This window comes from Nostoc sp. CENA543 (genome assembly GCF_002896875.1).
In the GTDB taxonomy this organism is placed as follows: domain Bacteria; phylum Cyanobacteriota; class Cyanobacteriia; order Cyanobacteriales; family Nostocaceae; genus Trichormus.
On sequence record NZ_CP023278.1, the window covers coordinates 2,406,711 to 2,431,336 of the forward strand.

17 protein-coding genes are annotated in these 24,626 nt (G+C 41.7%); 11 read left to right on the top strand and 6 right to left on the bottom strand.

What is annotated here, in order from left to right; translation table 11 throughout:
* Positions 1–44 precede the first annotated feature (44 nt).
* Entirely contained in the window at positions 45–680 is a 636-nt protein-coding gene (locus CLI64_RS09975) for a type I restriction endonuclease subunit R (protein ID WP_103137080.1), read from the top strand.
* 173 nt (positions 681–853) lie between these two features.
* Here the strand turns inward: CLI64_RS09975 and CLI64_RS09980 are convergent, their stop codons facing one another.
* Together CLI64_RS09980 and msrA are read right to left on the bottom strand one after the other, a co-directional pair.
* Entirely contained in the window at positions 854–1,087 is a 234-nt protein-coding gene (locus CLI64_RS09980; RefSeq protein WP_103137081.1) for a hypothetical protein, read from the bottom strand.
* A gap of 251 nt (positions 1,088–1,338) precedes the next feature.
* Positions 1,339–1,797, bottom strand: coding sequence for a peptide-methionine (S)-S-oxide reductase MsrA (gene msrA / locus CLI64_RS09985; RefSeq protein ID WP_103137082.1), 459 nt, complete (start codon positions 1,795–1,797; stop codon positions 1,339–1,341).
* A gap of 81 nt (positions 1,798–1,878) precedes the next feature.
* On the opposite strand from msrA, the gene CLI64_RS09990 reads away from it, so the two are divergent.
* The 3 genes from CLI64_RS09990 to CLI64_RS10000 all read left to right on the top strand — a co-directional run bounded on the left by CLI64_RS09990 (position 1,879) and on the right by CLI64_RS10000 (position 5,438).
* Positions 1,879–2,763: a pirin family protein gene (locus tag CLI64_RS09990; protein ID WP_103137083.1), complete on the top strand. Its 885-nt coding sequence runs from the start codon at positions 1,879–1,881 to the stop codon at positions 2,761–2,763.
* A gap of 191 nt (positions 2,764–2,954) precedes the next feature.
* Positions 2,955–4,037 (top strand): photosystem II q(b) protein, encoded by a 1,083-nt coding sequence (gene psbA / locus CLI64_RS09995; RefSeq protein ID WP_103135588.1) that lies wholly within the window; start codon positions 2,955–2,957, stop codon positions 4,035–4,037.
* A gap of 231 nt (positions 4,038–4,268) precedes the next feature.
* Positions 4,269–5,438, top strand: a complete 1,170-nt coding sequence (locus CLI64_RS10000) for a homocysteine biosynthesis protein (RefSeq protein ID WP_103137084.1) — start codon at positions 4,269–4,271, stop codon at positions 5,436–5,438.
* 121 nt (positions 5,439–5,559) lie between these two features.
* Here CLI64_RS10000 and CLI64_RS10005 read toward each other — a convergent pair whose 3' ends face one another.
* Positions 5,560–6,588, bottom strand: coding sequence for a hypothetical protein (locus tag CLI64_RS10005; protein WP_103137085.1), 1,029 nt, complete (start codon positions 6,586–6,588; stop codon positions 5,560–5,562).
* 379 nt (positions 6,589–6,967) lie between these two features.
* Here CLI64_RS10005 and CLI64_RS10010 point away from each other — a divergent pair, with 379 nt between their 5' ends.
* The gene (locus CLI64_RS10010) at positions 6,968–7,864 is read left to right on the top strand and encodes a tetratricopeptide repeat protein (RefSeq protein WP_103137086.1); all 897 of its coding nucleotides are present in this window, start codon (positions 6,968–6,970) and stop codon (positions 7,862–7,864) included.
* Positions 7,865–8,011: 147 nt separating this feature from the next.
* Here the strand turns inward: CLI64_RS10010 and CLI64_RS10015 are convergent, their stop codons facing one another.
* Entirely contained in the window at positions 8,012–8,641 is a 630-nt protein-coding gene (locus CLI64_RS10015) for a TMEM165/GDT1 family protein (RefSeq protein ID WP_103137087.1), read from the bottom strand.
* A gap of 378 nt (positions 8,642–9,019) precedes the next feature.
* On the opposite strand from CLI64_RS10015, the gene CLI64_RS10020 reads away from it, so the two are divergent.
* Complete coding sequence (locus tag CLI64_RS10020) at positions 9,020–9,613, top strand: Uma2 family endonuclease (protein ID WP_103137088.1); 594 nt, start codon at positions 9,020–9,022, stop codon at positions 9,611–9,613.
* Here CLI64_RS10020 and CLI64_RS10025 read toward each other — a convergent pair.
* Positions 9,610–14,862 carry a caspase family protein gene (locus CLI64_RS10025; protein ID WP_103137089.1) on the bottom strand — a complete coding sequence of 1,751 codons (5,253 nt, stop codon included), beginning with the start codon at positions 14,860–14,862 and terminating at the stop codon, positions 9,610–9,612. The two genes, CLI64_RS10020 and CLI64_RS10025, sit on opposite strands and share 4 nt — an antisense overlap.
* A 774-nt stretch (positions 14,863–15,636) precedes the next feature.
* Here CLI64_RS10025 and CLI64_RS10030 point away from each other — a divergent pair.
* The 5 genes from CLI64_RS10030 to CLI64_RS10050 are packed head-to-tail and all read left to right on the top strand — an operon-like array spanning position 15,637 to position 22,838.
* Positions 15,637–15,981, top strand: coding sequence for a CU044_2847 family protein (locus CLI64_RS10030; protein ID WP_103137090.1), 345 nt, complete (start codon positions 15,637–15,639; stop codon positions 15,979–15,981).
* Positions 15,982–15,990: 9 nt separating this feature from the next.
* Positions 15,991–16,869, top strand: coding sequence for a trypsin-like peptidase domain-containing protein (locus CLI64_RS10035; protein WP_225977554.1), 879 nt, complete (start codon positions 15,991–15,993; stop codon positions 16,867–16,869).
* Between the two features lie 17 nt (positions 16,870–16,886).
* Positions 16,887–18,551, top strand: coding sequence for a hypothetical protein (locus tag CLI64_RS10040; RefSeq protein WP_103137092.1), 1,665 nt, complete (start codon positions 16,887–16,889; stop codon positions 18,549–18,551).
* A 14-nt stretch (positions 18,552–18,565) separates the two neighbouring features.
* The gene (locus CLI64_RS10045) at positions 18,566–21,358 is read left to right on the top strand and encodes a tetratricopeptide repeat protein (RefSeq protein WP_103137093.1); all 2,793 of its coding nucleotides are present in this window, start codon (positions 18,566–18,568) and stop codon (positions 21,356–21,358) included.
* Entirely contained in the window at positions 21,351–22,838 is a 1,488-nt protein-coding gene (locus CLI64_RS10050; protein WP_103137094.1) for a radical SAM/SPASM domain-containing protein, read from the top strand. The genes CLI64_RS10045 and CLI64_RS10050 overlap by 8 nt, the downstream gene beginning before the upstream one ends.
* 110 nt (positions 22,839–22,948) lie before the next feature.
* Here the strand turns inward: CLI64_RS10050 and CLI64_RS10055 are convergent, their stop codons facing one another.
* A complete protein-coding gene (locus CLI64_RS10055) occupies positions 22,949–24,400 on the bottom strand; it encodes a glycoside hydrolase family 13 protein (protein ID WP_103137095.1) in 1,452 nt (483 codons plus the stop codon).
* Positions 24,401–24,626: the final 226 nt, after the last annotated feature.

Genomic DNA, 24,626 nt, shown 5'->3' on the forward strand with positions numbered 1-24,626 from the left:
GCCGTGACTTTGTTAAACTAAAAGCAAAGATGAGATCACCGCAGATGGTTTCTAGCCTTGGCATTACTGACACAATTAAAAGCTTGAGCGATTTACAAAAACGCTGTAACTTACATCAAGCCGATAGCGATCGCTTCTTTAATGAATGGGTTGATAATTTACCTGAACTGAATCAACAAGAACAAGCTGGTATTGCACGCATCAAGCAACGTTATGACTACCATCGCGTTGACGGTTTGTTATTAGAAGGTACAATTAATCTTTTAGTAGTGTCGCCACTGTTAGAATTAGCAGGTTTTCTTGATCCGCCTTACCGAATTCGCTCACCCTACGGAATAGAATTGGCACTGGAAGAGCCGGAAACCATAATTCGCGGTTTTATCGACACACTGGTTGTGCAAGAAAAGCTTTGGATTTTAGTTGTCGAATCGAAACGTACAAGTATTCCAGTTTTGGCAGCGTTACCCCAATTATTAGCTTATATGCTCACCAACCCAGTGAGCGATCGCCCAGTTTTTGGTATGGCCACCAACGGCGATGAATTTGTATTTCTCAAACTCAGTTTTGATAACACACCGTTGTACGATGTTTCTCGCACATTTTCGCTATTTCCCCGAAGACATGAATTAGGGGAAGTGCTGCGAATTTTAAAAAGATTGGGAGATGCTGTACTGACTTAATAGAGCTACAAATTTCATCATAATTGGGGATAATCTTGTACTGAACTATAGCAACAAGCGATCGCCATTGACTGACCATAATATATACAACAATCAAATCAGATTAAATGAGCCATTTTTTAACGATGGGCTGATGCTTTACTATAGGCGATCGCTTTTCGTCTCAGAAAAAACTATGCAGCTTTGTCTTCTTGATTCAAAATTTGCAACCAGTCAATCAGCCGTTGACGTTGCACTTCATTTACTTTAATACTTGCCGAACGCAGCGCAGCCCTGGGGAAGATTGCCCGTAAATCAGCCACCATTTCTAGGGTTTGACAAGCGTCCAAACATTCGACAATATAATCAATCGATTCCAGGGTAAGCCATTCTCTTGTCGCTTCCTCCTCGCAAATGTGGTACTTCATAGTTTTCTCTTTGCACTTAGCGATCGCTATCAAGTCGGCGGTTACACCATCACTTCATCATTCTAAAACAACAAAGCATTTTGTGTAAATTAATACAATAAAAAATCCTCACTTGAATAGATTAAGCTGTTATTTGGGGCTTCCAGAAAATAAATTATCCAATTTCCGAGAGAGAATATTTTGATTTTCCCCCTGCTCCCTGCCCCCCTGCTCACCACAGCGATTGTATATTTTTTTAGTTGGAAGTCCCTTTAATGTCTGCCTTTCTTCTCAAAATATTGTTGATGTTCTTCACTTGCTAAGTAGTATTGACCAGCAGACTTAATCTCTGTCACAATATCACGGTCAAACTTGCCTGACATCTGAAGCTTGGTTTTTGACTCCTGCGCCGTTGCTGCTTGCTGGGCATTGTGAAAAAATATTACAGACCTGTACTGTTCTCCTTTATCCGGCCCCTGACGGTTTAGTGTGGTTGGGTCATGAATATCCCAAAATACCGCTAACAATTCTTCATAACTCACAACAGATGGGTCATATTCTACCTGCACTACCTCTGCATGGCCTGTTATTCTCGATAACACATCCAGGTAAGAAGGGTTGTGAAAATGCCCTCCCATGTAGCCAACTGAGGTTGATACTACTCCTTTTACCTTCCGAAATGCTGCTTCCACACCCCAAAAGCAGCCAGCCCCAAAAGTTGCTTTCTCCATGATTGTTCTGCACGGTTAGCTTTTTGTCAGGTTGATCTACTTATAATTATTCCAGCATTTAACAATTACCCCCCATTACTCATGGCAATAGTTCAACTGATTGAACCTGAAGTTAAAGATTTGGGTGGGTTTATTGCCCGCCGCAGTTTGCCATATCCTCATCGTCAAACGGTTGGGCCGTTTATATTCTTTGATCATCTCGGCCCGTCTGTTTTGCCACCCAACAAAGGTATCGATGTCAGGCCACATCCTCATATTAATCTGGCAACATTAACTTACTTGTTTGATGGTGCTTTAATGCACCGTGATAGTTTAGGTACTGTACAAGAAATTCAACCTGGTGCTGTGAACTGGATGACGGCAGGAAAGGGGATTGTACACTCAGAACGCTCACCCAACATTGACCGACACAACGAAGCCATGATTCATGGCATTCAAACCTGGGTTGCTCTGCCTGTTGAACATGAAGAAACAGATCCTTGGTTCATCCACTATAAGGCTGACATCCTTCCCACTTGGGAAGCAAATGGGGCTGTCATCAAACTCATTGCCGGACAAGCACATGGTTATACTTCACCTGTGAAAGTTTTTTCACCCATCCTCTATTTAGATGTAATGCTCTCTAGCAATGCTCACTTTACTATTCCTACTGATTATTCAGAAAGAGCAGTATACAGCGTGACAGAGGGATTGAGCATTAATGATGAACCCTTAGAGCCATATCGCCTTGCCATCTTAGAGCCAGGTCATCAAGTCAAGGTTTCTGCTGCTGATACTGCTCGGTGTATTGTGATTGGCGGTGAGCCGTTGGGCAAACGCTACAAATGGTGGAATTTTGTCTCTAGCCGACCAGAGCGAATAGAGCAAGCTAAAGCTGATTGGCGGGACGGCCGCTTTGCTAGTGTGCCAGATGAAACAGAGTTCATTCCACTGCCTGAAGTGGTGACAGAGGCTAATCCTTTATAGGAGGGCGATGGCGTACCCGCACACCAGAAGGTCGCACTCATCTGACCTTGAATAAGTAAAACTAATCAAAAGTATTGTGTTTATAAAATTCTGAGGACTTGATAAAGTTTTGTAAAGCAGTGTAAATTATACTCACAGGCGAAAACAAAACCGCCTGATACATACATCAACCAAAACGCAATCATAAAGACATGACAGCAACCTTACAACAGCGCAAAAGCGCAAACGTATGGGAGCAGTTCTGCAACTGGATCACCAGCACCAACAACCGCCTATACATCGGCTGGTTCGGCGTACTCATGATCCCCACCCTGCTAGCTGCAACCACCTGCTTCATCATCGCCTTCATCGCTGCACCTCCAGTAGACATCGACGGTATTCGCGAACCCGTAGCAGGTTCCTTAATCTACGGAAACAACATCATCTCCGGAGCAGTTGTTCCTTCTTCTAACGCGATTGGTTTACACTTCTACCCCATCTGGGAAGCAGCATCTTTAGACGAGTGGTTGTACAACGGTGGCCCTTACCAATTGGTAATATTCCACTTCCTGATCGGCGTATTCTGCTACCTCGGTCGTGAGTGGGAACTATCCTACCGTTTGGGTATGCGTCCTTGGATCTGCCTAGCATTCTCTGCTCCCGTAGCAGCAGCAACCGCAGTATTCCTCATCTACCCCATCGGACAAGGTTCCTTCTCTGACGGTATGCCCTTGGGAATCTCCGGTACCTTCAACTTCATGATCGTGTTCCAAGCAGAACACAACATCCTGATGCACCCCTTCCACATGTTAGGTGTGGCTGGTGTATTCGGTGGTAGCTTGTTCTCCGCAATGCACGGTTCCTTGGTAACTTCCTCCTTGGTTCGCGAAACCACCGAAAACGAATCCCAAAACTACGGATACAAATTCGGACAAGAAGAAGAAACTTACAACATCGTAGCTGCACACGGTTACTTCGGTCGCTTAATCTTCCAATACGCTTCTTTCAACAACTCCCGTTCCTTGCACTTCTTCCTAGCTGCATGGCCTGTAATCGGCATCTGGTTCACAGCATTGGGCGTAAGCACAATGGCGTTCAACCTCAACGGCTTCAACTTCAACCAATCAGTGATTGACTCCCAAGGTCGCGTCATCAACACCTGGGCTGACATCATCAACCGCGCTAACTTGGGTATGGAAGTAATGCACGAGCGTAACGCTCACAACTTCCCCTTAGACTTGGCTGCTGGTGAAGTTGCTCCTGTTGCTATCAGCGCGCCTGCTATCAACGGTTAATTCTGACAACTGAATAAAAATTAAAGCACTCTCCTTTCGGGGGGTGCTTTTTGGTATTTACAATAAATTATTGAGCTAATTTTTCTTGCTTGAATAATGAGCGAGATGGGTAAAGCGATCGCTCCCATGATTTCGTTGCTTGGGATAGGGCGATCGCTGTTATTTTCAACATATCTCAGTCAGTGCAGAAATATCACCCTAGAATGAGGATGTCAAACCGCTACGTGAACAATGCGAACTATTGCGGAAATTAACGAGAAAATTCACCGCCAAACTGCGGTGGTGTTAACGGTTGAGGAATTCAAAGCACGAGTCGCGGAAATCGGTGTGAGTAAAGCTGCTCAAGAAGTGGATGTCGTCACCACTGGCACTTTTGAACCGATGGAATCGAGTGGTGCAATTATTAATTTGGGACACACCGACCCACCAATCAAAATTCGGCGTTGTTGGGTGGATGGTGTACCCGCCTATACAGGTTTTGGCGCAGTCGATTTATATTTAGGTGCTAGCTGTGCTGTAGACACAATGGACGGGGAAGAAGTCAGAGAAAGAGGTGGCGGCCATGTGATTGAAGATTTAATCGCAGGTAAACCCATTCATGTGCGAGCTCAAGGACAAGTAACAGACTGTTATCCTAGAGCCAGTTTTGAGACTTCCATTACTCGCGACACGATAAATCAGTTTTATTTATTTAATCCCCGTAATCTTTATCAAAATTTTATTGTAGGGGTGAATGGAGGCGATCGCCCATTACATACCTATCTCGGCCCTTTGCAACCGCGTTTAGGTAATGCCGTCTATTCTAACCCTGGAGCAATTTCTCCCCTCTTCAATGACCCCAATTTACAACTGATTGGCATCGGCACGCGCATTTTCTTAGGCGGTGGTGTGGGTTACGTGGCTTGGGAAGGTACACAACATTTTCCCTTACAGAAGCGTCTTGCCAATCAAACACCCATCGGCCCGGCTGCGACTTTAGCCTTAATTGGGGATGCTAAACAAATGGATAGTCGTTGGGTCAGGGGTTGTTATTTTAAGAGTTATGGCCCTTCCTTAATGTTGGGTGTCGGTGTACCCATACCTTTATTAAACGAACAGGTTGTAGAACACTGTGCAGTGCAGGATCAAGATTTAGTTGCACCGATAGTAGATTTCTCTATTCCTCGACGAGTACGACCGACATTTGGCTTGGTGAGTTACGCCCAGTTAAAATCCGGGCGTGTCACCATTGAGGGTAAAACAGTCAGAGCTGCGCCTTTAGCCAGTATGTTTTTATCTCGACAAGTTGCCCTAGAGTTAAAACAATGGATTGCAGCAGGCAATTTTACCCTCACAGAACCAGTAGCCCCAATTCCAATGGAAAGGTCATTTATGCCCCAAGACCATTGGAGAGACTTTTAAGGCTGGGGACTGGGGACTGGGGACTGGGGACTGGGGACTGGGGACTGGGGACTGGGGACTGGGGGAGAAAATCCAATGCCCAATGCCCAATGCCCAATGCCCGATCCCCGATCACCGATCCCTATTCCTGGGTTGGTTTTGGTCGTTTAATCGGCTTGGGAGTAGGTGTAGAACTGGGCGAAGACGAAGACGGTTTTGGTAAGGGTTTAGAAACTGCCGAAGAATCGCCGCCTGTTCTCTTGACGGGACGTGGAGTTTCTCCAGGTCTTCTGGGGGGGAATGGTCTTCTGCTACCGCCACCAGCACCGCGAGGGCCACCGCCACCTTTGAAGGGGGGTCTACGTTTTTTGGGCAAATCAGCGATCGCTTCTGCTGTTTCTATTACCAATCCGTCAGCTTCTCGCTTGGCTTGGAAGTCCCAAAACTTGCCTACGGCTTTGGTGGTCAGTACACCCCGTAATTTCAATTTGAAATACTTGGGTTTGTCTGTCGGTTTACGTGGAGCTTGCTTAATTTTCACTACTAAGCTTTTCGATTCAAAAGACTGGTAAACCACTTCTCCACGCACAGAAAAACCTCCATCGGGAATATGAGATGAAGGCGGTATGGGGTTTGTGGCTTCTTGACTTTGTTCTTTTGAACTATTGTCGGTTGTCTGTGATGTTTGCGCCTCTGCTTCTGCTAAATTTTTAGCAAGGTTTTCAGGCTCCCACACGCCCACAATTTGAATGTGTAAGGTGTCATTCTCTTGTCTCGTGCGGGGATAAACTACCCACAAATGGTCTTTTTCTAGGTCTAGGTGATTTTTGACTAAGCTCATAATCCGACCTAACAAGACAGCGTTTAGTTCTACACCATCTGGGGTGACTAAAGCACCTTGGGTAAAATGTTCATCGCTGGCTTGGTAACGTCCCCGGACTAAGCCAATGGCACGATACTGCATTGGTTCGCTCGGAGGTGGTATTGGCTGTTGACGGTCGGCTAGGTTTTCATGGGTGTCGGTTTCACTGGATTTAACAGATGAATTCTCAATCTGAGAGGGCTGGGTTGCGGCTAATTGAATGTTAGCGGCTGCCTCTTTGGTAGTTTGAGGTTCATTAGAAGCAAAAGAGTGAGCGGAATCAGGCGAAGGCATCAGGTCGGAATTCATAAAAACTCCTTGCGGCGGAGACACATCCCATTGTGGGATTTTACTAAAGCATCTGGAAAGAGCGTTTGTGTGGCTAATGAAAGTCAATTGACTTTTCACAAAATCACAACAGGACGCTCTATACAATTTTAAAGACGCTAGATTAGTAATTCATGATCTAAATGTGTAATCTAGCGTCTTTAGACTAGTTACGGAAGCATATCATAGCTTCTATTTTGACGGCTCTTCCTAAAGTCATCACTTAATTTAGCAATGCTAATAATCAATTGTTATAAAATTCACAGATAATTGGCGGTATTCCGCACAGTTTTGGAAATTTTTAACTTTCGAGTTTGTGTGAATAATAATGGGATGAGAGTTTTGGAGGGGGGTAAAAATCGTGTCTCAACCGCGCAATCGCTGGATAGTTCAGCTAATTCTAGCACTGGCAGTGCTGACTTTTGTAGGTATTTCCTTAGTTCCCATTTTCGGTGCGCTTACTAATACGTCATCTTCAACCCCTAGTTCTACTACCAGTCCTGGTAGTGTGGCTGCTACAAACCAGATAACTAAGTTGCAAGATGAGGTACGGGGTTATGAGTTGGTTTTACAAAGAGAACCAGAAAACCAAACCGCGCTCAAGGGGTTATTACAAGCAAGGTTACAACTTTTGAGTGTAAAACAGGGTGATATTAATGGGGTGATTGAACCTCTAGAAAAGCTAGCAAAACTCAATCCTCAGCAGTCAGAGTATGGGGTTTTACTTGCTCAAGCTAAACAGCAAATTGGTGATAAGGAAGGAGCCGCTCAAGCTTATCGGGCTATTTTAGACACAAAGCCAGGGGATTTGAAGGCTTTACAGGGTATGGTGGCTTTGTTGTTAGATCAACAACGTCCAGAGGCGGCTGTGGGCTTGCTACAAGAAACTTTGACTAATGCTGCTCAAGAGAATACTATTCAACCAGGCAGTGTAGATGCGGTGGCTGTCCAGGTACTACTGGGAAATGTCCACGCTACCCAAAAACGCTATCCTCAAGCTATTTCTACTTTTGATCAGGCGATTAAGAAAGCTCCCCAAGATTTTCGCCCAGTTTTAGCTAAGGCGATGGTGTTAAAGGAACAAGGTAAGCTGACAGAAGCAAAACCTTTGTTTGATAGTGCTGTGGCTTTAGCTCCCGCACAATACAAAGATGAAATCAACAAAGCCGCCACTGCACCAGCAACACCTACAGCCACAACAAATCCTACAACCACAACATCAGCTACACCAAACCCAGACAGTACGTCTAAACCATGAAAAAAGAACAGTCCTTAAAAATTAAGGGCTGTTTTTTGAATTTTGTAGGCGCAAGCTAATGCTTGGCAACGCTATCGTGTTCGCCAAAGGCGTTCTCGCAGAGTACCCGTAGGGAATTTTGAATTTTGAATTTTGAATTTTGAATTGTTATGCTCCCTCAATGGCAGCAACCACGCCAAAAATCAAAAATAGGCATCCGCCAGCAAAGGTGAGTTGACGCTCAGAAATGCGTCCCGCAATCATTTTGCCACCAATAACAGCGATCGCAGCGCAAATGGCATGACCTAAAATTGCTCCTGTGGTGACACCAATGGCATTATTACCTGCGGCTAGGGCAATGGTGGCAATTTGAGTGCGATCGCCCCATTCTGCCATGAATGTGAGAACAAAGGCTTCTGTCAAAATGGATAAGGGTGTTTTTTGCTTGGGTAGCTGCAATTCTGCTTTTTCGACTGCGGCTTTAGCTTCCTCGATTTCTTCCATCATTTCCGCTTTCTCGGCTTTTGCCGTCATCTTCACAGCTTCGTACAACAGCTTTAAGCCAAAGGCGATAAATAAAGCAATTTCAGCGTAATGTATATAAATTTTGGGCAATAATGAAGCCGCTTGACCAAATAACACTGAAAGGACAGTCATGGCGGCTAAGGCAGCTACTACGCCTGCAAATACCAATCTTCGTGAATGGTGCATTGCCAAAATCATAGCGATGAAAAATGTTTTATCGCCTAACTCTGAAACTGTAATTAGTAATAAACCTGCGGTAAAAGCTGTTAGCACTCTCTCAAGCTCCTGAATAATCGCGTGTCATGTGAGCTTGATGAATGCCAAAAGCCCCCACCAAGCTCACAAGTAGTGTTGTTTGTGAACTTAGTGAAGGTCTCGCTACCAAATCTTTGTTATTTGTCATCTGAACCAGGCTCATCGCCAGTGTGTTGATTCAGATGTACTGGCTATTGAATTTTATGCCAGTAGCTACTCCCCTTCTATCTAGGGCAATCTTATACCTATCTGTAGGGATGAGTCAACTAATTTTAGATTTTGGATTTTGGATTGACTGCACCTACAAGGGACAAACCATTTAGGATTTTAGATTTTTTAAAATTGGAATTACAATTGGTAAATTGTCTTCCACAGCGAATCCGACTGGAGACTAACATGACACCAGCAACCATCATCGCTACAACCGCAAAAGAATCACCCCTGTTGTTTGAGGGAATGACTTGGAGAGAGTTCAAAGCAGTTGAGGGGTTGTTAGACCGTCCAGGCTATCGGTTGTCTTTTCTGGATGGCGTTTTGGAGATTAGGAGAAGGCTAGGAGAAGACCACGAAACTGTTAAGGAAAGAATTGGTGCGTTATTAGAACTTTACCTACTTATAGCAGGGTTTGATTTTACTCCTACCGGCTCAATGACGCTAGAAAGTGAATCTGGTGCTGTTAAACGGGAGGCAGATAAATCTTATAAGCTTGTTCCTGGGAAAGTACGTCCTGATTTGGCGATTGAGGTGGTTTTTACTAGTGGTGGTATTAATAAGCTAGAGGCTTACAAGCGGCTGAAGATTCCCGAAGTTTGGCTTTGGGAAGATGGGGTTTTAGATGTCTATCATTTGCGTGTAGATGACACTGGAACTTACTATGAAAGGGTTTCTCAGAGTGAAGAAGTGAAAGGGATAGATTTAGAGTTATTATTACGTTGCATTAACATGGTGAATCATGTAGATGCTATCAAAACTTTTCAACAGTCGCTTTAATTACAAAGGGTGCGATCGCCTGGGCTAATATTGCTGTTATGCTCAAGATAATTATGAATGCGGGAGCATCCTTGCTGCATCAAGTTATCTAAATCTAAATTCCACAGTGTTACCCCAGAGTTTTCGCCACCACTCACAAGTAATTTACCATCAGGACTCAAACTCACACTATTCACTTTCTCGGAATTTCCTGAAAGTGTGGTGAGTAATTTACCGTTTGTGATATCCCAAAATTTGATGGTATTGTCAGCACTACCAGAAGCGAGAATTTGACTATCTGCTGTAAAAGTGATGCTAGTTACACCGTCTGTATGTCCGGTGAGGGTTTGCATTAATTTGCCGTCTGGTAGTTGCCAAATTTTGATGGTATTGTCCCAACTGGCGGAGGCTAATATTTTACCATTTGGGCTGAATTTTACTGAGGCGATCGCTAAACCGTGTCCAAGTAATTTTTTCACTAGTTTACCATCACTAATTCGCCAAATTTTTACTGTTTTGTCGTCGCTACCTGTCGCTAATATTTGACCATCAGGACTAAAATTCAGGCTAGTTATTACATCTTGGTGTCCTGTAATCGTTCTCAGCAATTTACCATTGGATAATTGCCAAATTTTGACAGTTTTATCAGCACTTCCAGAGACGATTGTCTGATTATCAGGACTAAAAATAATGCTGGTAACTCTATCTTGATGACCTTTTAATGTTAGGAGTAATTTTTGGGTTGGAATATCCCAAATTTTAACAGTTTTATCAGCACTAGCTGTGGCCAATAATTTACCATTTTGACTAATAATAAGATTTTGAATTATATCGCGATGAGCTAAGAATGTAGTTAATTGTGACGCATTGACAATTTGCTCTCTTTGCCAAATAGTAACTTTACCATCCCAGCCAGCAGAAACAAAAATTTTACCGTCTGGACTAAATTGTAAATCCTGCACATTATTTAAAGCTGATGTCATCTCAGGTTTTATTTGCCAGAGTCTGATAGTTTTATCTCTACTAGCAGAAGCAATATATTTACCATCAGGACTAAATTTTACATCTTGGACTTGTTCACCGTGTCCAGAGATAGTTTTAATTAATTTACCATCTAATCGCCAGAGTTTAATAGTCTTGTCAGCACTAGCAGAAACTATTAGTTGACTATTGAGGCTAAAATCAACGTGGTTAACTTGGTTATTGTGTCCGATAAAAGTTTGTATGAGTTTGCCTTGTTCATTCCACAATTTAATCGTTTGATCACGACTACCAGTAACTAAGTATTTACCATCAGGACTAAACTGCACACAGGTAATACTAGCTGTGTGTCCAGGCAAAGTTTGAATTAATTGACCGTTATCGGTGCGCCAAAGTTTTAATAATTTATCTTCGCCACCAGAGGCAATTATTTTACTGTCTGGGCTAAATGTGATAGAATTCACCCAACCATTGTGAGCAATCCAACTATTAATTAATTGCCCATCAACTCGCCATAATTTAATAGTGGCATCGAAGCTAGATGTAGCAATGATAGAACTATCTGGACTGAAAATAATATCAGTGACTACATTGGTGTGAGCAGGAATATTATGGATGAGCTTGATACATTTTTGGGACAAACACCTAGCGTCAAAAGCATAGATTTTCAGACTATAATCAGCACTAGCGACAGCCAAATATTTACCGTTGGGACTAAAAGCGATCGCGGTTAATCTTGATGGTGTAATAATATTCTCAATTAATCGACCGTCTTTAAACCAAATTTTGATTGTACCGTCATCACTAGCAGAAGCTAAAATCTGACCATTGGGGTGAAAAACGATGGCGTTTACCTGTTGCTGATGACCAAGGAAACGATTAATTTCCTGAGTGCGCGTCATAGCTTGTTGAAAAGTTGCGGCGGTGGTGATTTGGATATCTTCAGCAGGTGCAAGAACTCGTTTGAGTTCTCGTCGGGCTTTGATACTAGATATGACACTTTCTAATTGTTGATGAGATAACAAAAACGCCTCAGAAGCAGAATTTAAAGCGACAATTTCTCTTAATTGGGCGGCGCGTTGTTGTGTATAGGCTAAACCACCAAAGCCACTAGCAGCTATTCCTAAAATGCTGATCACAGCTATAGCTTTTTGTGCTTGTCGGAGACGTTTTTTCTGTTCTAATTGTTGTTGTTGCCGAGCATCTAAACAAGCAGCGATAAAATTTTGGACATCTATAGATAATTCATCTGTGTATTTAACATAGATTTCCTCAGCTTCCGCTAAACGAATACCTTGTAATAAAAAATCTGACTGTTCGTGATTTTGTTTCCAAAGAGCTGCGGCTTGCTCAATTTGACGCTGCGATCGCAGTCTACTACGATTTTCCTCCAACCACCAGCGCAACGTTGACCAGTGGCGAATGAGGATTTCGTGCGCTACTTCGATGGTAACAGGGGAGGTAGGGGGGCAGAGAGAAGTCCGAGCGGAGGCTTCCTCCGATCGGAACTTCGGAGGGTGCAGGGGTGTAGGGGAGGAGACGGAAGAAAGAGCAGTCCCCACTCCCCACTCCCCAGTCCCTAGTCCCTCCTCTAAATTCACCACGACTAATTTCGCCGCCGTTAACGCTGCAAGTGTTCTTTCTACCAGTTCATCAGGATATTTCTTGACGACTAACTCAGATTTCAAAACTCTGCGTCTGGTGTCTTCTGTGCCTTCGCCTAATTGCGTCAGTGAGAGAAAAATCCATCTTGCACATTCTTGCGCCTGTGGGTCTAAATTTTTGTAAACTTCTTCGGCTTTGCGTTCCAATGCGCCTTTAATTCCGCCAATTTGTTGCTGATAGGCTGTCAGCGTCAGTTCTCCAGCTTGGCGATATTCCCATAATTGTTCTAAGACAAATTCCAATAGGGGTAAATCTCCCGCCGAGTGGTTTAAATCTTGCAGCAGAATTTCCACTAGTCCTGACTCGATTTTTAAACCCACTTGTTCAGCAGGGTTAATAATCACGCGGCGGTAGTCGTCATCACTCAAAGTGGGCGGAACTAATACACTAGACTGCTGCAATAAATTAGCGAGTTGAGGTACTTCCAAGCAAGGAGCAATAAAATCGGCTCTCAGGGTCAACACCAACTTAAACTTATCAGAGGCGTACTCGATAGCACCCAAGACTAATTCTAAAAATCGCTGTCTATCTTCAGTTGGTGCAAGGGTAAATAATTCTTCAAATTGGTCAATTACTAACACCACCACCGGTTCTGGACGACTCCGCAGCCAATACACAAAGCCTTCTACTCCCTGGTAAAGCATGGCTTCTAACAGGAGGGGATTGGGGATTGGGGATTGGGAATTGGGCATTGCTCTTTCTCCCATCTCCTCCCCCTGCACCCCTGCCCCCTGCCCCCCTGCCTTCACTTCCCCTAAGCGTCGCGCCAAGGCCTCTAAGGGACGTGCGCCGGGACGGATGGTTTTAATTAACCAGGAGTCGCTATTGGGGATTTGTTTTCCTTGACGTAGTTGTGCTGTGAGTCCGGCTTGGACTACGGAGGATTTCCCACTACCTGATGCACCGACTACGGCTAAAAATGATTGGTGGGTGATGTGTGCTATTAATTGCTGTGTGAGGGATTCTCTACCGTAGAAATATTGAGCATCTTCTTCACTAAAAGCTTTTAACCCCCGATAGGGACAAATTTTTAAATCTAAGGCTGTGGGTTTTTGTTGGTTGTGTGCGCTGGTGGTGGCGGGAATGATTTCAATTACGCCTTGTGTTGCTGATAACCAAATTTGTAGGGGTGGAATGGGGGTGATTTGTGGTTGTGTGGCTAGATGAATTTGTAATTGTGTAATCCAAGCTGCAACTGATAAACCAGTGGAAGTAGAAGCGGTTTTTAAGGTATCGATAAGTCCTTGGGCAAAAAATTCTGGGTTGGTTTTAGGACTAGTTGCAGCAATGATACATTGCCCGGTGGCGGAGTTTAATTGTAAGTCTTCTATCCAATCTGGTAAAGATATTTGATGTGTTCCAACTTGAAAATCTAAAATAATAATTTGTTGTGTGGCAACTGAACGGCGCAGTTGTTGCCTGAGCCAAGAACGACTCAACCAAATATCATCTAATAAAACTAATGCAGCTTCTCCTGTGGGGGTTTCTTCTAGTCGTCCCCGCAGATATAATAAGACAGTAATAGCTTCTTCAGTTTGATATTTTTGTGGTTGATTGGTAGATAGCAAACATTCTTTGATAGTTTCGCGGATTTCCTTAGTATTAGTATTAGCTGTGCGGGGTAAATATGCTAATTCAAAAGCACCTGCACCACCCAAAACTTTACTGAAATCTAGTGCTGTTTGTGAACCGATGATACCTTCAATTACTAAGGCTTTTCTGGTGGTAATAGATTCAGCGATCGCCGGAATTTTACCTATAATTAATTCCCCAATTCCTTCAACTATGCGTTTTGGTGTTTGTAGAGGATATTCACTATACAGTTCTGTATCACCTTTACCACGTTTTTGTTGATTAATTAATCTTAGTTGCTGATTGGTTTTATCTATATATTGCAAAGTTTGGTGATAAACATAGCGATATAAGCCATCAGCCGAAATGACCCCTTGCTGATCAGCCGCATCTCCACGCAATCCCCGCATTAAATAATATGTGAATACCCCATGTCCCAATTCGGGAAATTCCCATGATAGTTGGTCTGTATCACAAGATAGTAAAGCATAAAAACCTTTACTTTTAGCGGCGCGTTGTTGTAAAACTGCTAATAATTGCGGCGTAGGATTTAAACCCCGTAATGTCATCCCGCCACTATGACAAGCATCTAACCAAATTATCTGATTTTGTACGCCACTATTACTTAAAAGTTCTAATAATTCTGAAACAGCTAAACCTGTATTTTCTAAGTTATCTTTTTGGGTATCTGCTAAACACAAAAATGCTTGTTGTGTTTGTGGCTGTAACATTCCGTGACCGGAAAAATAAAATAAAATTGTATCTGTAGGTTGAGCCGCATCTGTAATTTGTTGTAGGCGAGTGCGAATATTAGTTAACAGTGGTAATTCTGTCGCAAAATCATGGTAAATATTGATTTGTTTTGGGATAAATTGTTCTTGAGTTGCTGCTGTTAAAGCTTCTGCTAATGCTTGACAGTCAACTGCGGCATAACGCAGACATGGTAGTTGTGTATCCTGATACTGATTGACTCCCACTAGCAGTAGCCAGAGTTTGGAGGTGACTGTGGCTTTGGTTTGACTGGAACTACTAGTAGCAACGGCGCGTGGCATATATATTGGGGACTGGGGACTGGGGACTGGGTTATACCAATTTAAAATTCAAAATAAACTTTGCTCCCCTTCCCTTGTAGGGAAGGGGTTGGGGGTTAGGTTGGAAAGTAATACCAATTCTCCAAAATTAAGCAACAGATGCAAAGCTTGAAACCCAGATGGTATCTGACTTTCTTAATTGCGTAAAGCCTGCGGCATAGCTGCGCTTAGAGCGTAGCGGGACGTTAGTCCATTGTGAATTGGTATAAGTTACACAAGATGTTAATTAGGATATCAGGGTTAGTTTATTTTAATGTTCATTAATGGCTTAGGTTTGTCACTGTATTTTTATGCAATCAAAGGGGTTGAAATCTCTCTTCCCGTTAGAGGCTGTTTGAAAAGTTATTAATAATGTATCAAATCAGTTTAGATCCCCTAAATCTAAAAAAGGGGGGTTAGGGTAGTAGGGGGGATTAAAACGATACATGGCTTAGATGTTAATACTTGTGTGTACACCCTAGCGTCTCGTAGAGAGAACTAAAGTTATCTCTACGAGACGCTCCGCGAACAGAAAAGGACTAAAGTCCTTACTAAGAAATAAATCCTAGTATTTTTATATTGCTTAACATAGTTTGGTTGATGTCAGGAAACTCAACCTACAATTTTTTTGCAACATTGAAGGCTTGCCACGCTAGTAGCCTCTGTATTACTGGAATTATAAAATAATGTAAAAATTTTTACTGGTTTTTTGATAATCAAAGATTAAAACATTTATTGTATACATGAAATTTGACTATGAATACAAAACAAATTACGGAGTTTTCTCTGCAAGACGGGACAAAATTTTTAGCGGAAGTGGATGAACCAGAGGATAGCAACTCCCTCGTGCGCGTTGCTAGAGCGGATACAGGGCAAATGGTTGTTGAGGCGAAAAAGAAATTTGATGATGTACTAGAGCAAATACAACCTATAGCCTCAGCAATTATCACTAAACTCAGTCAGCTAAAGACACCGGCTGATGAGGTGGAGGTGAAGTTTGGGATTAAGTTAAATGCGGCTGCGGGTGCAATTTTCACTTCTGTAGGTGGTGAAGCTAACTACGAAATCACCTTGAAATGGAAGCAAGACAAGGTTGAGTAAGAGATGGTGGTGAGTACAGAAAATTATATTCAATCTTTGAGGTCAGCGATCGCCCGCATTTTTCATACTCACGGTGCGGTTGTTGGGGTGGGTTTTTTAGTCTCTGGACGCAGTGGTAATTATATGATGACTTGCGCTCATGTTGTGGCTGCGGCTTTGTCTTTACCAGAGGATACAGTGACAGTTCCTCGTGACGATATTTATTTAGATTTTCCTCTCATTGCACCAGGAGAAAAATTCCCGGCTCAAGTGATTTTCTGGAGAGAAGTCGGTAATGTATCCGCTTGTGAAGATGTGGCGGGACTACAAATCAAAGCGCAGTTACCGCCAGGAAGCCAAGCTATTAAACTCATCCCTACGGACAATATGTGGGGACACAATTTCCGTACTTTCGGTTTTCCTCAAGGACACAATGATGGCGTTTGGGGGACGGGTTTATTGCGAGACAGCCAAGGAAAAGGATGGGTACAAATCGAAGATAGTAAGGTGACTGGTTACAGGGTAGAACTTGGCTTTAGTGGTGCGCCGGTATGGGATGAAAATCTGGGTAGGGTGGTGGGGATGGTGGTAGCAGCAGAGAAAAAGCGTGTAGATATCAAAACGGCTTTTATGATTCCTGCGGAGATATTAATGCAAGCTTGGGATGAACTTACCCCATCTGTATTGTCAAATGCACGTAGCCAGACTCCTACTAACCGCGTACAACAACTGAAAATCAAGACTTTGCAACAACGTTTTGAGGCTCTAAGTAGTGACTATGAAGCAGCTTATAACCAACTTAACTATACACTCAGCGCAGGCGATCGCAATCTCATCCAACGTCAAATTAACACTATCTTACTAGACCTGGAGCAAGTACAAAGCGAACTTGATGCGATCAGTCTTTAATTTACTACCTCAATGCCATGACAAATTCTGCCGATTTACGTAAGAAGCATCTACAACAACTAATAGCCCATTTAACAACTGAAATTGAAATCATCAGTCAACAAAGATTGCAAACTCTAGATGATGTTGCAAAAAATAAATTGCAAAGACAACTAGATGATAAATTTCAAGAACTAGAAACAGCAGAATCTGAGTTAAAACAACTATATACAGAATCAGAAGAAGAAGTTGACCTAGATAAAATTCCCTTTACTAATCGTGATGCCGCAATTAGGGAAATTACCGCCCTAAATTCTCCTCCCTACCGCTTAGTTATAGCCCCTGAAGGCTACGGAAAAACAGAATTTCTCAAACAAATTCAAAAGCGATTCCAAGAATTACAATGGTGTTGTGCTTATGCTGCTATATCTAGTTATGACAGTATTACAGAGTTAGAAAAAAGATTAGCGATCGCACTGCAACTGACTTCTCCAGCCGGACATGAATTAAACTCTGGGGAGAGGTTAGATTTACTATTACGTAAAGCCTGGTCTAAATGGCAATTACAAGATAAAGATAAAAAAGGTATTGTACTTTTAATTGATTTAGATGGTAGCCCTCCTAGTAAACAACGTTTAAACGAAATCTTTCATGATTTAAAAGAATTTGCTTGGAGAATTCAAGAATCCCTCAAAGAATTACAGTTTTTTAAAGATAATTCTCGCAGGCTGCGAGTTGTGATTGCGGCTCGTTGTTTAACTGATATTCCTTTAGAGCGAATTTTTGCTAAATTACCACTTTCTCCTTTTAACTGGGAGGTCATTCAAGATACAGCCACAAAATATCTCAAACCAATTGAGATGACCTCAGAAAGTATTGCATTGTTAGCCAGTCATTTACTGTATTTAACTGGTGGTCATCCAGGCGGAATTGCTGAAGCATTAAAAGTTTATCGTAGTGGTGGTTACACTGTTAATTGGTTTTTAACTAGTTATGGTCATCAGTTATGGGAAAAAATTCTCAAAAAATGTCGAGACCAGATTAGAGAAAGTTTGACCAGAGAAAATAGTCATCTATATGAATCAATTGAAAAATTAAGTATATTTCCTATACTCAATAGCACCTGGATATTAAAGGAAGCCATTAATAGATTTCAACTACCCTTTATTGATGATAGTTTTAAATTAAATACCGAATTAACCAAAACATCTATTTTCACTCGTGATAAAACAGTCATCAAAGATGGGATGACACGGCGATTACTAGTAATTGGACTGCTAAAGGAAAGTTCGCCTGAACAGTTTCAGCAAATGTGTTGTCAAGGTGCTGATATCTGCTGGGAATATATCCATCAGTTAAAAGCTAAAAATGATTCTGCTAATGCGGGTATTTGGTCAATGCAATATTTTTTCCAAAAGCTTCAGCAACACGCCGGCTTTATTAATTGTGGCAATAATAGTCTAGCTTATAGGCAAAAACTTCGCGAAAATTTCTTTGCAGAAACAGTTGAGGAAACTATTAGCATATTCTACAACACAGACCGCGAACAGATTCATGAGTTTTTATCAACGTTAAAGTCTGAAATTGAACAAGATTGGGAATTTCAATTTCTCGTCAATTACTATCTACACAACGATGAATATAATGACATACCCTATAGAAATTTAATTCAGAAACTAGATGAAGCGATTGAAAATAACTGATTCAGGAGTTGATCATGTCTGGACTAGATAAATTAGAATTTGTTGGTCGTGAAGAACAACTCAAACGGATTATTTCTCTGGTACAAGCTGTTGAGAAACAACATATAATTTTAGTGGAAGGTAGGGGCGGTATTGGGAAAACTTGGTTACTCCATGAATTAAAATCTCGCCTACATCAATGTGCAATTGGCACAAGTGAAATCATAGATTGTGATATTCCTGTCTTTAAGGATGCAGGAGATTTATGTACACAAATTGCCAAGCAACTATACGATAACACCTATCAAGAATGGTTACTCCGGTTAAAACGACTCAGGGAAGATGAAAACCGTCTGAGTAAAATCGCCTATGAACAAGAACGCCAACAGTTAGAAAAATTTTTAGTCGATGCTATTAACCGCAAATCCCAACAACAGAAAATAGTATTTCTCGTTGATACGATTGAAAAATTAGGACAGCCAGAGACGAGAGAAGATGCTTGGAAATATATTAGTGATTTGTGTCAGCAATTAGACAACGCCGTATTTATTTTAGCTGGTCGTCCTAGCATTGCCCATCAAATTTTAGCAATTAATTCACCCACAGATAATTTCACCTATTTAGAGTTAAATGAATTTACCCATGAGGATGTGCAAACATACATTCTTTCTAAAGAAGAACAGCTACATTTCACCCTTGAAGAAAACCTAGTCAAAAAGATTGTCATGCTTTCGGGTGGCAGTCCCATTATGATTGAATTTGGCGTAGAGTATGCCTATCGTCAAGTGATTCCAGATTGGTTAGAAACGGAAGATGTGGAAACTATCCCCAGTAGGTTGCAAAAAACTGGTGGATTTGAGGCGGAGATGGTGCGACATATTACACAGTTGCGGACATCAATGGATAGACTGACTCTCATGCTTTCCAGGATTCACCCATTAAATAGTTATGACATTGCTCACTTATTAGAATTATCTCAAGCAGAGGCAGAAAGATTATTTATTGATGCCCAAAGTTATTTCTTTATTAAGCCCGTTATGGGTGGTTCTCAAATATCATTACATGATATTGTCCGAGATTTAGTGAATAAATATGTCTGGCCGGATATTGACCCTGATAGAGAGTGGCGAAAACGAGATAGTCGGCTTGCGGCTAAATATTTTGAGCAGCAAGATTATGAATTAGGCCCCCAAAAAAGAACATTAGAGATGCAACGAATCTCTGATCATTCTCAGCAAGCAGCTAATCTGGATTTCTTAATTGAAGAAATTAAACAACTGCGAGAATTTAAGACTAGACAATGGTTATGGAATGCTTTATATGCAAATACCCAAACAGGATTTGACACTTGGTATACAGTAACTGATAGGATACGCAGTCAATCTAAGAAATTTAGCTTGGTGAATCAGTTATTAGGTATCGCCAAACAATTTGAAGCAGAATTACATCCCGATCAACTCATGAAATTGAAAATTTTTGAGTCACGGATTGTTCATGCTTTACAAGATAAAAATGCTACTAAAAATGAAGTAGAAAAGTTAGAGGTGATGTTAGCTCAACAGTCTGCTGATTCTGTACATCAAGCAGATATTTGTAATGTTTTGGGGATGTTAAATGCTAAATTACATCTCTATAATGATGCTTTGAAATATCAGCAAAAGTGTTTATCTCTAGTTCTAGATAGAAAATTATCAGCAGTAGTTCCCAATGTCGCCAACCAAGTTGGTTATCTGTATCGTCAACTGAATAATTATCAAGCCGCCGAGGAATTTTATAAACTTGGTTGGGACGCAGCAATGGAAATTGACTCTCCCAATAAAGGTTTAACTCAAGTCATGGCTAGTATTCAAAATAACTTGGGATATCTCTACGGAATCCAAAAAAATTACATCAAAGCAGAACAGTGTTTTAAAGCTGCTATTGATATGTGGACGAGTGTGGAGACAGAAAGGGAAATTGCCAATGCGGAAATCGCCTCTGCTACTATTTGGGTGAATGAGGGAAATTATTTAAAAGCTCAAAATCTCCTAGAACGCGCTTTAAGCCGTTGTGACAGTGAAGAAAACGACAATCGGATTTTGTGTAGAGGATACTTTCAATTAGGCTTAAATCAATGGTTTAGTGCTGAGGTAGAAAATCCAGCAATTTGGGATGTGACTCAGGTAAAATGGGATATGAACTTGCTGAGTTTAGCTCAAGATGCTTTAGAAAAAAGCCTCAAACTAGCCGAGAAATACGGTATTGAAGAAGAATTACCAGGAATTTTACATCAAACTGCTAGTGTGTATTGGCATCTAGGGTTTCAAAATAGCGATCGCACTCTACAAACACAAGCTCTCAAACTCAACGATCGCTCCTACAAGACAAGTTTAGAATACAATGATATTCGCTACGCTATCGATAGTCTAGTCGGTAAAGCAGAATTTGATTATTATGCCACAACCTATGAGAAGATTGCTGATTATGCCCAAGAATTAGGCGATCGCTTCCCATCCTATGAAAATGTTCATGGACTATATTTTGGTCGAATATTACGCATAGAAGGTGATGTCGCCTTTCAACAAGCAAACTACGACATTGCCTTTAGTAAATATGCTCAAGCCATACCTAAAATCTTTTTAGATGGAGGCTTCGGCCCCTATTCAATTCGACATGAATTAAATTTACTCCAAAATAAAATCGCACGCCTACCCATTGAACTTGCTAAAACTCTCATTCAGCAACTTAAATCCCAGTGGCAAGATATTAAAGCACTTAAAGAATGGTGCGATCAACAAATGTTTCTCACTAGAATCCGTGCAAACAAACAGCCATCTTCTCATGCTTAGTCAAACAATTGAACCACCGAAAATTTTAGTTTCTCTTGATACTAACAACACAGCAACTGGACAATGCGACTGTGATGGCGGAGACTGTGCTTGTGATTTATCCCCTTTAGCAGTATCGCCATTACAGATAAAATCATCTCCAGAGGTGTTTGATAAATTCGTGAGAGTTCCCAACTCACAAATCATGAATTTAGATGATAGTTATTCTATCTGTTACGGTAGTCATCATCAATTAGCAGTTTTAAATAAATCAGCGTTAAATATATTAGCAAATTTTACCAATCCTCATAATCTCCAAGACATCGCTCTAGATTATCCTGACATTGAATTTATCACCTTACAACAAGCTATCCAAAAATTATCTCAAGCCCGTTTAATCATTCCTGAAAATTACTCATGGCAACTCAGCGAAATTCCAGACACTTTAACCGCATGGTTACATATTACTGACCGTTGTAACTTAAGGTGTGACTACTGTTATCTGCCTCATTTGCCAACAGATATGTCACCCGATATAGGCAAAGCCGCCATAGAATCTACATTTCGTTCTGCCACTTTAAATAATTACCGTCGCGTCAGACTCAAATATGCAGGTGGAGAAGCATTGCTATGTTCTTCTTTGATTCAACATCTCCATTTGTATGCTCAATATCTTAGCCAAGAAACAGATATCGCCTTAGATGGGGTTGTTCTCAGCAACGGCACATTAATTACACCTGAAATTGTCGAAATGCTGCAAAAATTAAACCTGCGGCTGATGATTTCACTAGATGGATTATCCAACTTTCACGACAGTCAGCGTTGTTATGCAAATGGTAAAGGTTCATTTTCAGATGTTGAAAGAGGAATTAAAATCGCGTTGCAAAATGGTTTGACTCCCGATATTTCCATTACAGTTAGTGGTAGGAATGCAGCCGGATTACCTGCTTTAATGGCATGGATATTAGAATATAATTTACCTTTTAGTTTAAATTTTTATCGAGAAAACGAACTCTCAGCTAATTATCAAGACTTGCAACTAGAAGAATCTCAAATTATTGAGGGAATGTTAGCAACATTCCAAGTAATTGAATCGCAATTACCCCATCGGAGTTTACTAGGTTCATTAATTGACCGCGCCAACTTATCATCGCCTCATAAACGTACCTGTGGAGTTGGACAAAGCTATCTTGTATTTGATTACAAAGGACAAATTGCCAAATGCCAAATGCAACTACATAAAACTGTATCTTCAATTGACAATCCAGACCCTTTAAGTGTGATACGAAAAGATAAAATCGGTATTCAGAATTTATCTGTTGAAGAAAAAGAAGGCTGTCGTACCTGTGAATGGAAATATTGGTGTACAGGCGGTTGTCCCTTAGCAACATTTAAAGCCACAGGTCGTTATGATATTCAATCCCCAAATTGCAATATTTACAAAGCGTTATATCCTGAAGCCGTGCGGCTAGAAGGCTTACGCTTGATCAAATATAGCTAGGGGGAGGAGTAATGAGTGCGGTTAGCGGAAGCGGGGCGTTGAGCAGCGTGCTGAGTAGTGAGTAATGAGTAATGAGTAATGAGTAATGAGTAATGAATGTTGACTATTGACTATTGACTACCCAAAATACAGCCGCTACGTGGGGGAAGTGTTAATGACAGGCTTTCGTTATGCCAATTAAACTCAGGTTTGCCGTATAACAATTTTTGGGGTTGAGTCTGTAAATTGGTGATATCTACATCAGCTTGCACTGGTGCTGTACCGACATTCACCGCAATAATTAGTTCCTCTTGTCCTAACTTACGGGCGAAAATATACAATGTTCCTTGGGCGGAAATGACTTGATACTCACCTGTACGTAAGGCTGGGTAGGAGTGACGTAAGGCGATTAATTGGCGGTGAGTCTGGTAAATTTCTCTATCCCAGCTAGCTTCTAAGGGAAAACCACGGCGAGAGTCGGGATCTAGTTTTCCTGGTAAACCTACTTCATCCCCATAATAGATACTCGGCGCGCCGGGAAAAGTGAGTAGTAGGAGAGTGGCTAACTCTACGCTGGGTTTATCGTCGCCAGCGATGCTAATTAATCTGGCGGTGTCGTGACTAGCGAGTAAATTGAGTTGGGTAAGCTGAATTTCCCAGGGGTACAGTTGCAATAGTTCTTCAATTTTAGCGGCGTACTCAGCTGCAAATAGCGGTGGGTGTGGTTGATAGTCACGACCTTGGACTTGTTCTAAGGCTACGCGATCGCCTGCTGTAAAAGCAATGGTCGGCCCGGCAAATAAATAGTTCATCACACCATCAAATTGTGTCCCATCTAGCCATTCGCGGGAATCTCCCCACACTTCCCCCACAATATAAGCTTCGGGGTTAATGGCTTTGACGCGATCGCGAAATTCTTGCCAAAAGCCGGGAGTTTTAATTTCAAAGGGAACATCTAGCCGCCAGCCATCAATACCGAATTTAATCCAGTATTCAGCAATTTCCATGATATATTCCCGCACCTCTGGGTTATCGTGGTTAAGTACCGGTAAAGCGCGGTTATCTGCCCAACCCACATAATTAGCTGGTAACTCACCCGTGTACGGCGCAAGTGGCCAGCCTTCAATTTTGAACCAATTTAACCAAGGTGAATAAGGGCCGTTTTCCAAAATGTCATGGAAAAAGAAAAATCCTCGACTGGCGTGATTAAATACTCCATCAAGAACAACTTTAATATTTCTTTCGTGGGCTGCATCTAGTAATTCTTTAAAGGCCGAATTTCCCCCTAACATCGGGTCTACTTGATAGTAATCATGGGTATGATAGCGGTGATTACTAGCTGATTGAAATATAGGAGTGAAATAAATGGCATTAATGCCTAAATCCTCGATGTAATCTAATTGTTCCATAATGCCCCATAAATCACCACCCTTGTATCCTTGCAGTGTGGGCATAGCCTCCCAGTCTTCCCAGGAAGCATTTTGCAGTAAGCGTTTGCGAGTTTGTTTACTTCTAGCGAATCTATCGGGGAAAATTTGGTAGAAAACAGCGTGCTTTACCCAATCTGGTGTTTGAATTTGCATGATTGTTGAGTGCGTAGTTCAGTAGTCATTTTGACTTTAAACTAAATATTTGCGGTTCTCACTTCTGGTAGAAAAATTTTAGTCAATAGTCAATAGTCATTAGTCAACAGTCAACAGTCAACAGTCATTACTCATTACTCAGCACGCTGCTCAACGCCCCGCTACCGCTAACAGCACTCATTACTCAGCACTTCTCCCTTGTCTCCCCTGCCCCCTGCCCCCTGCC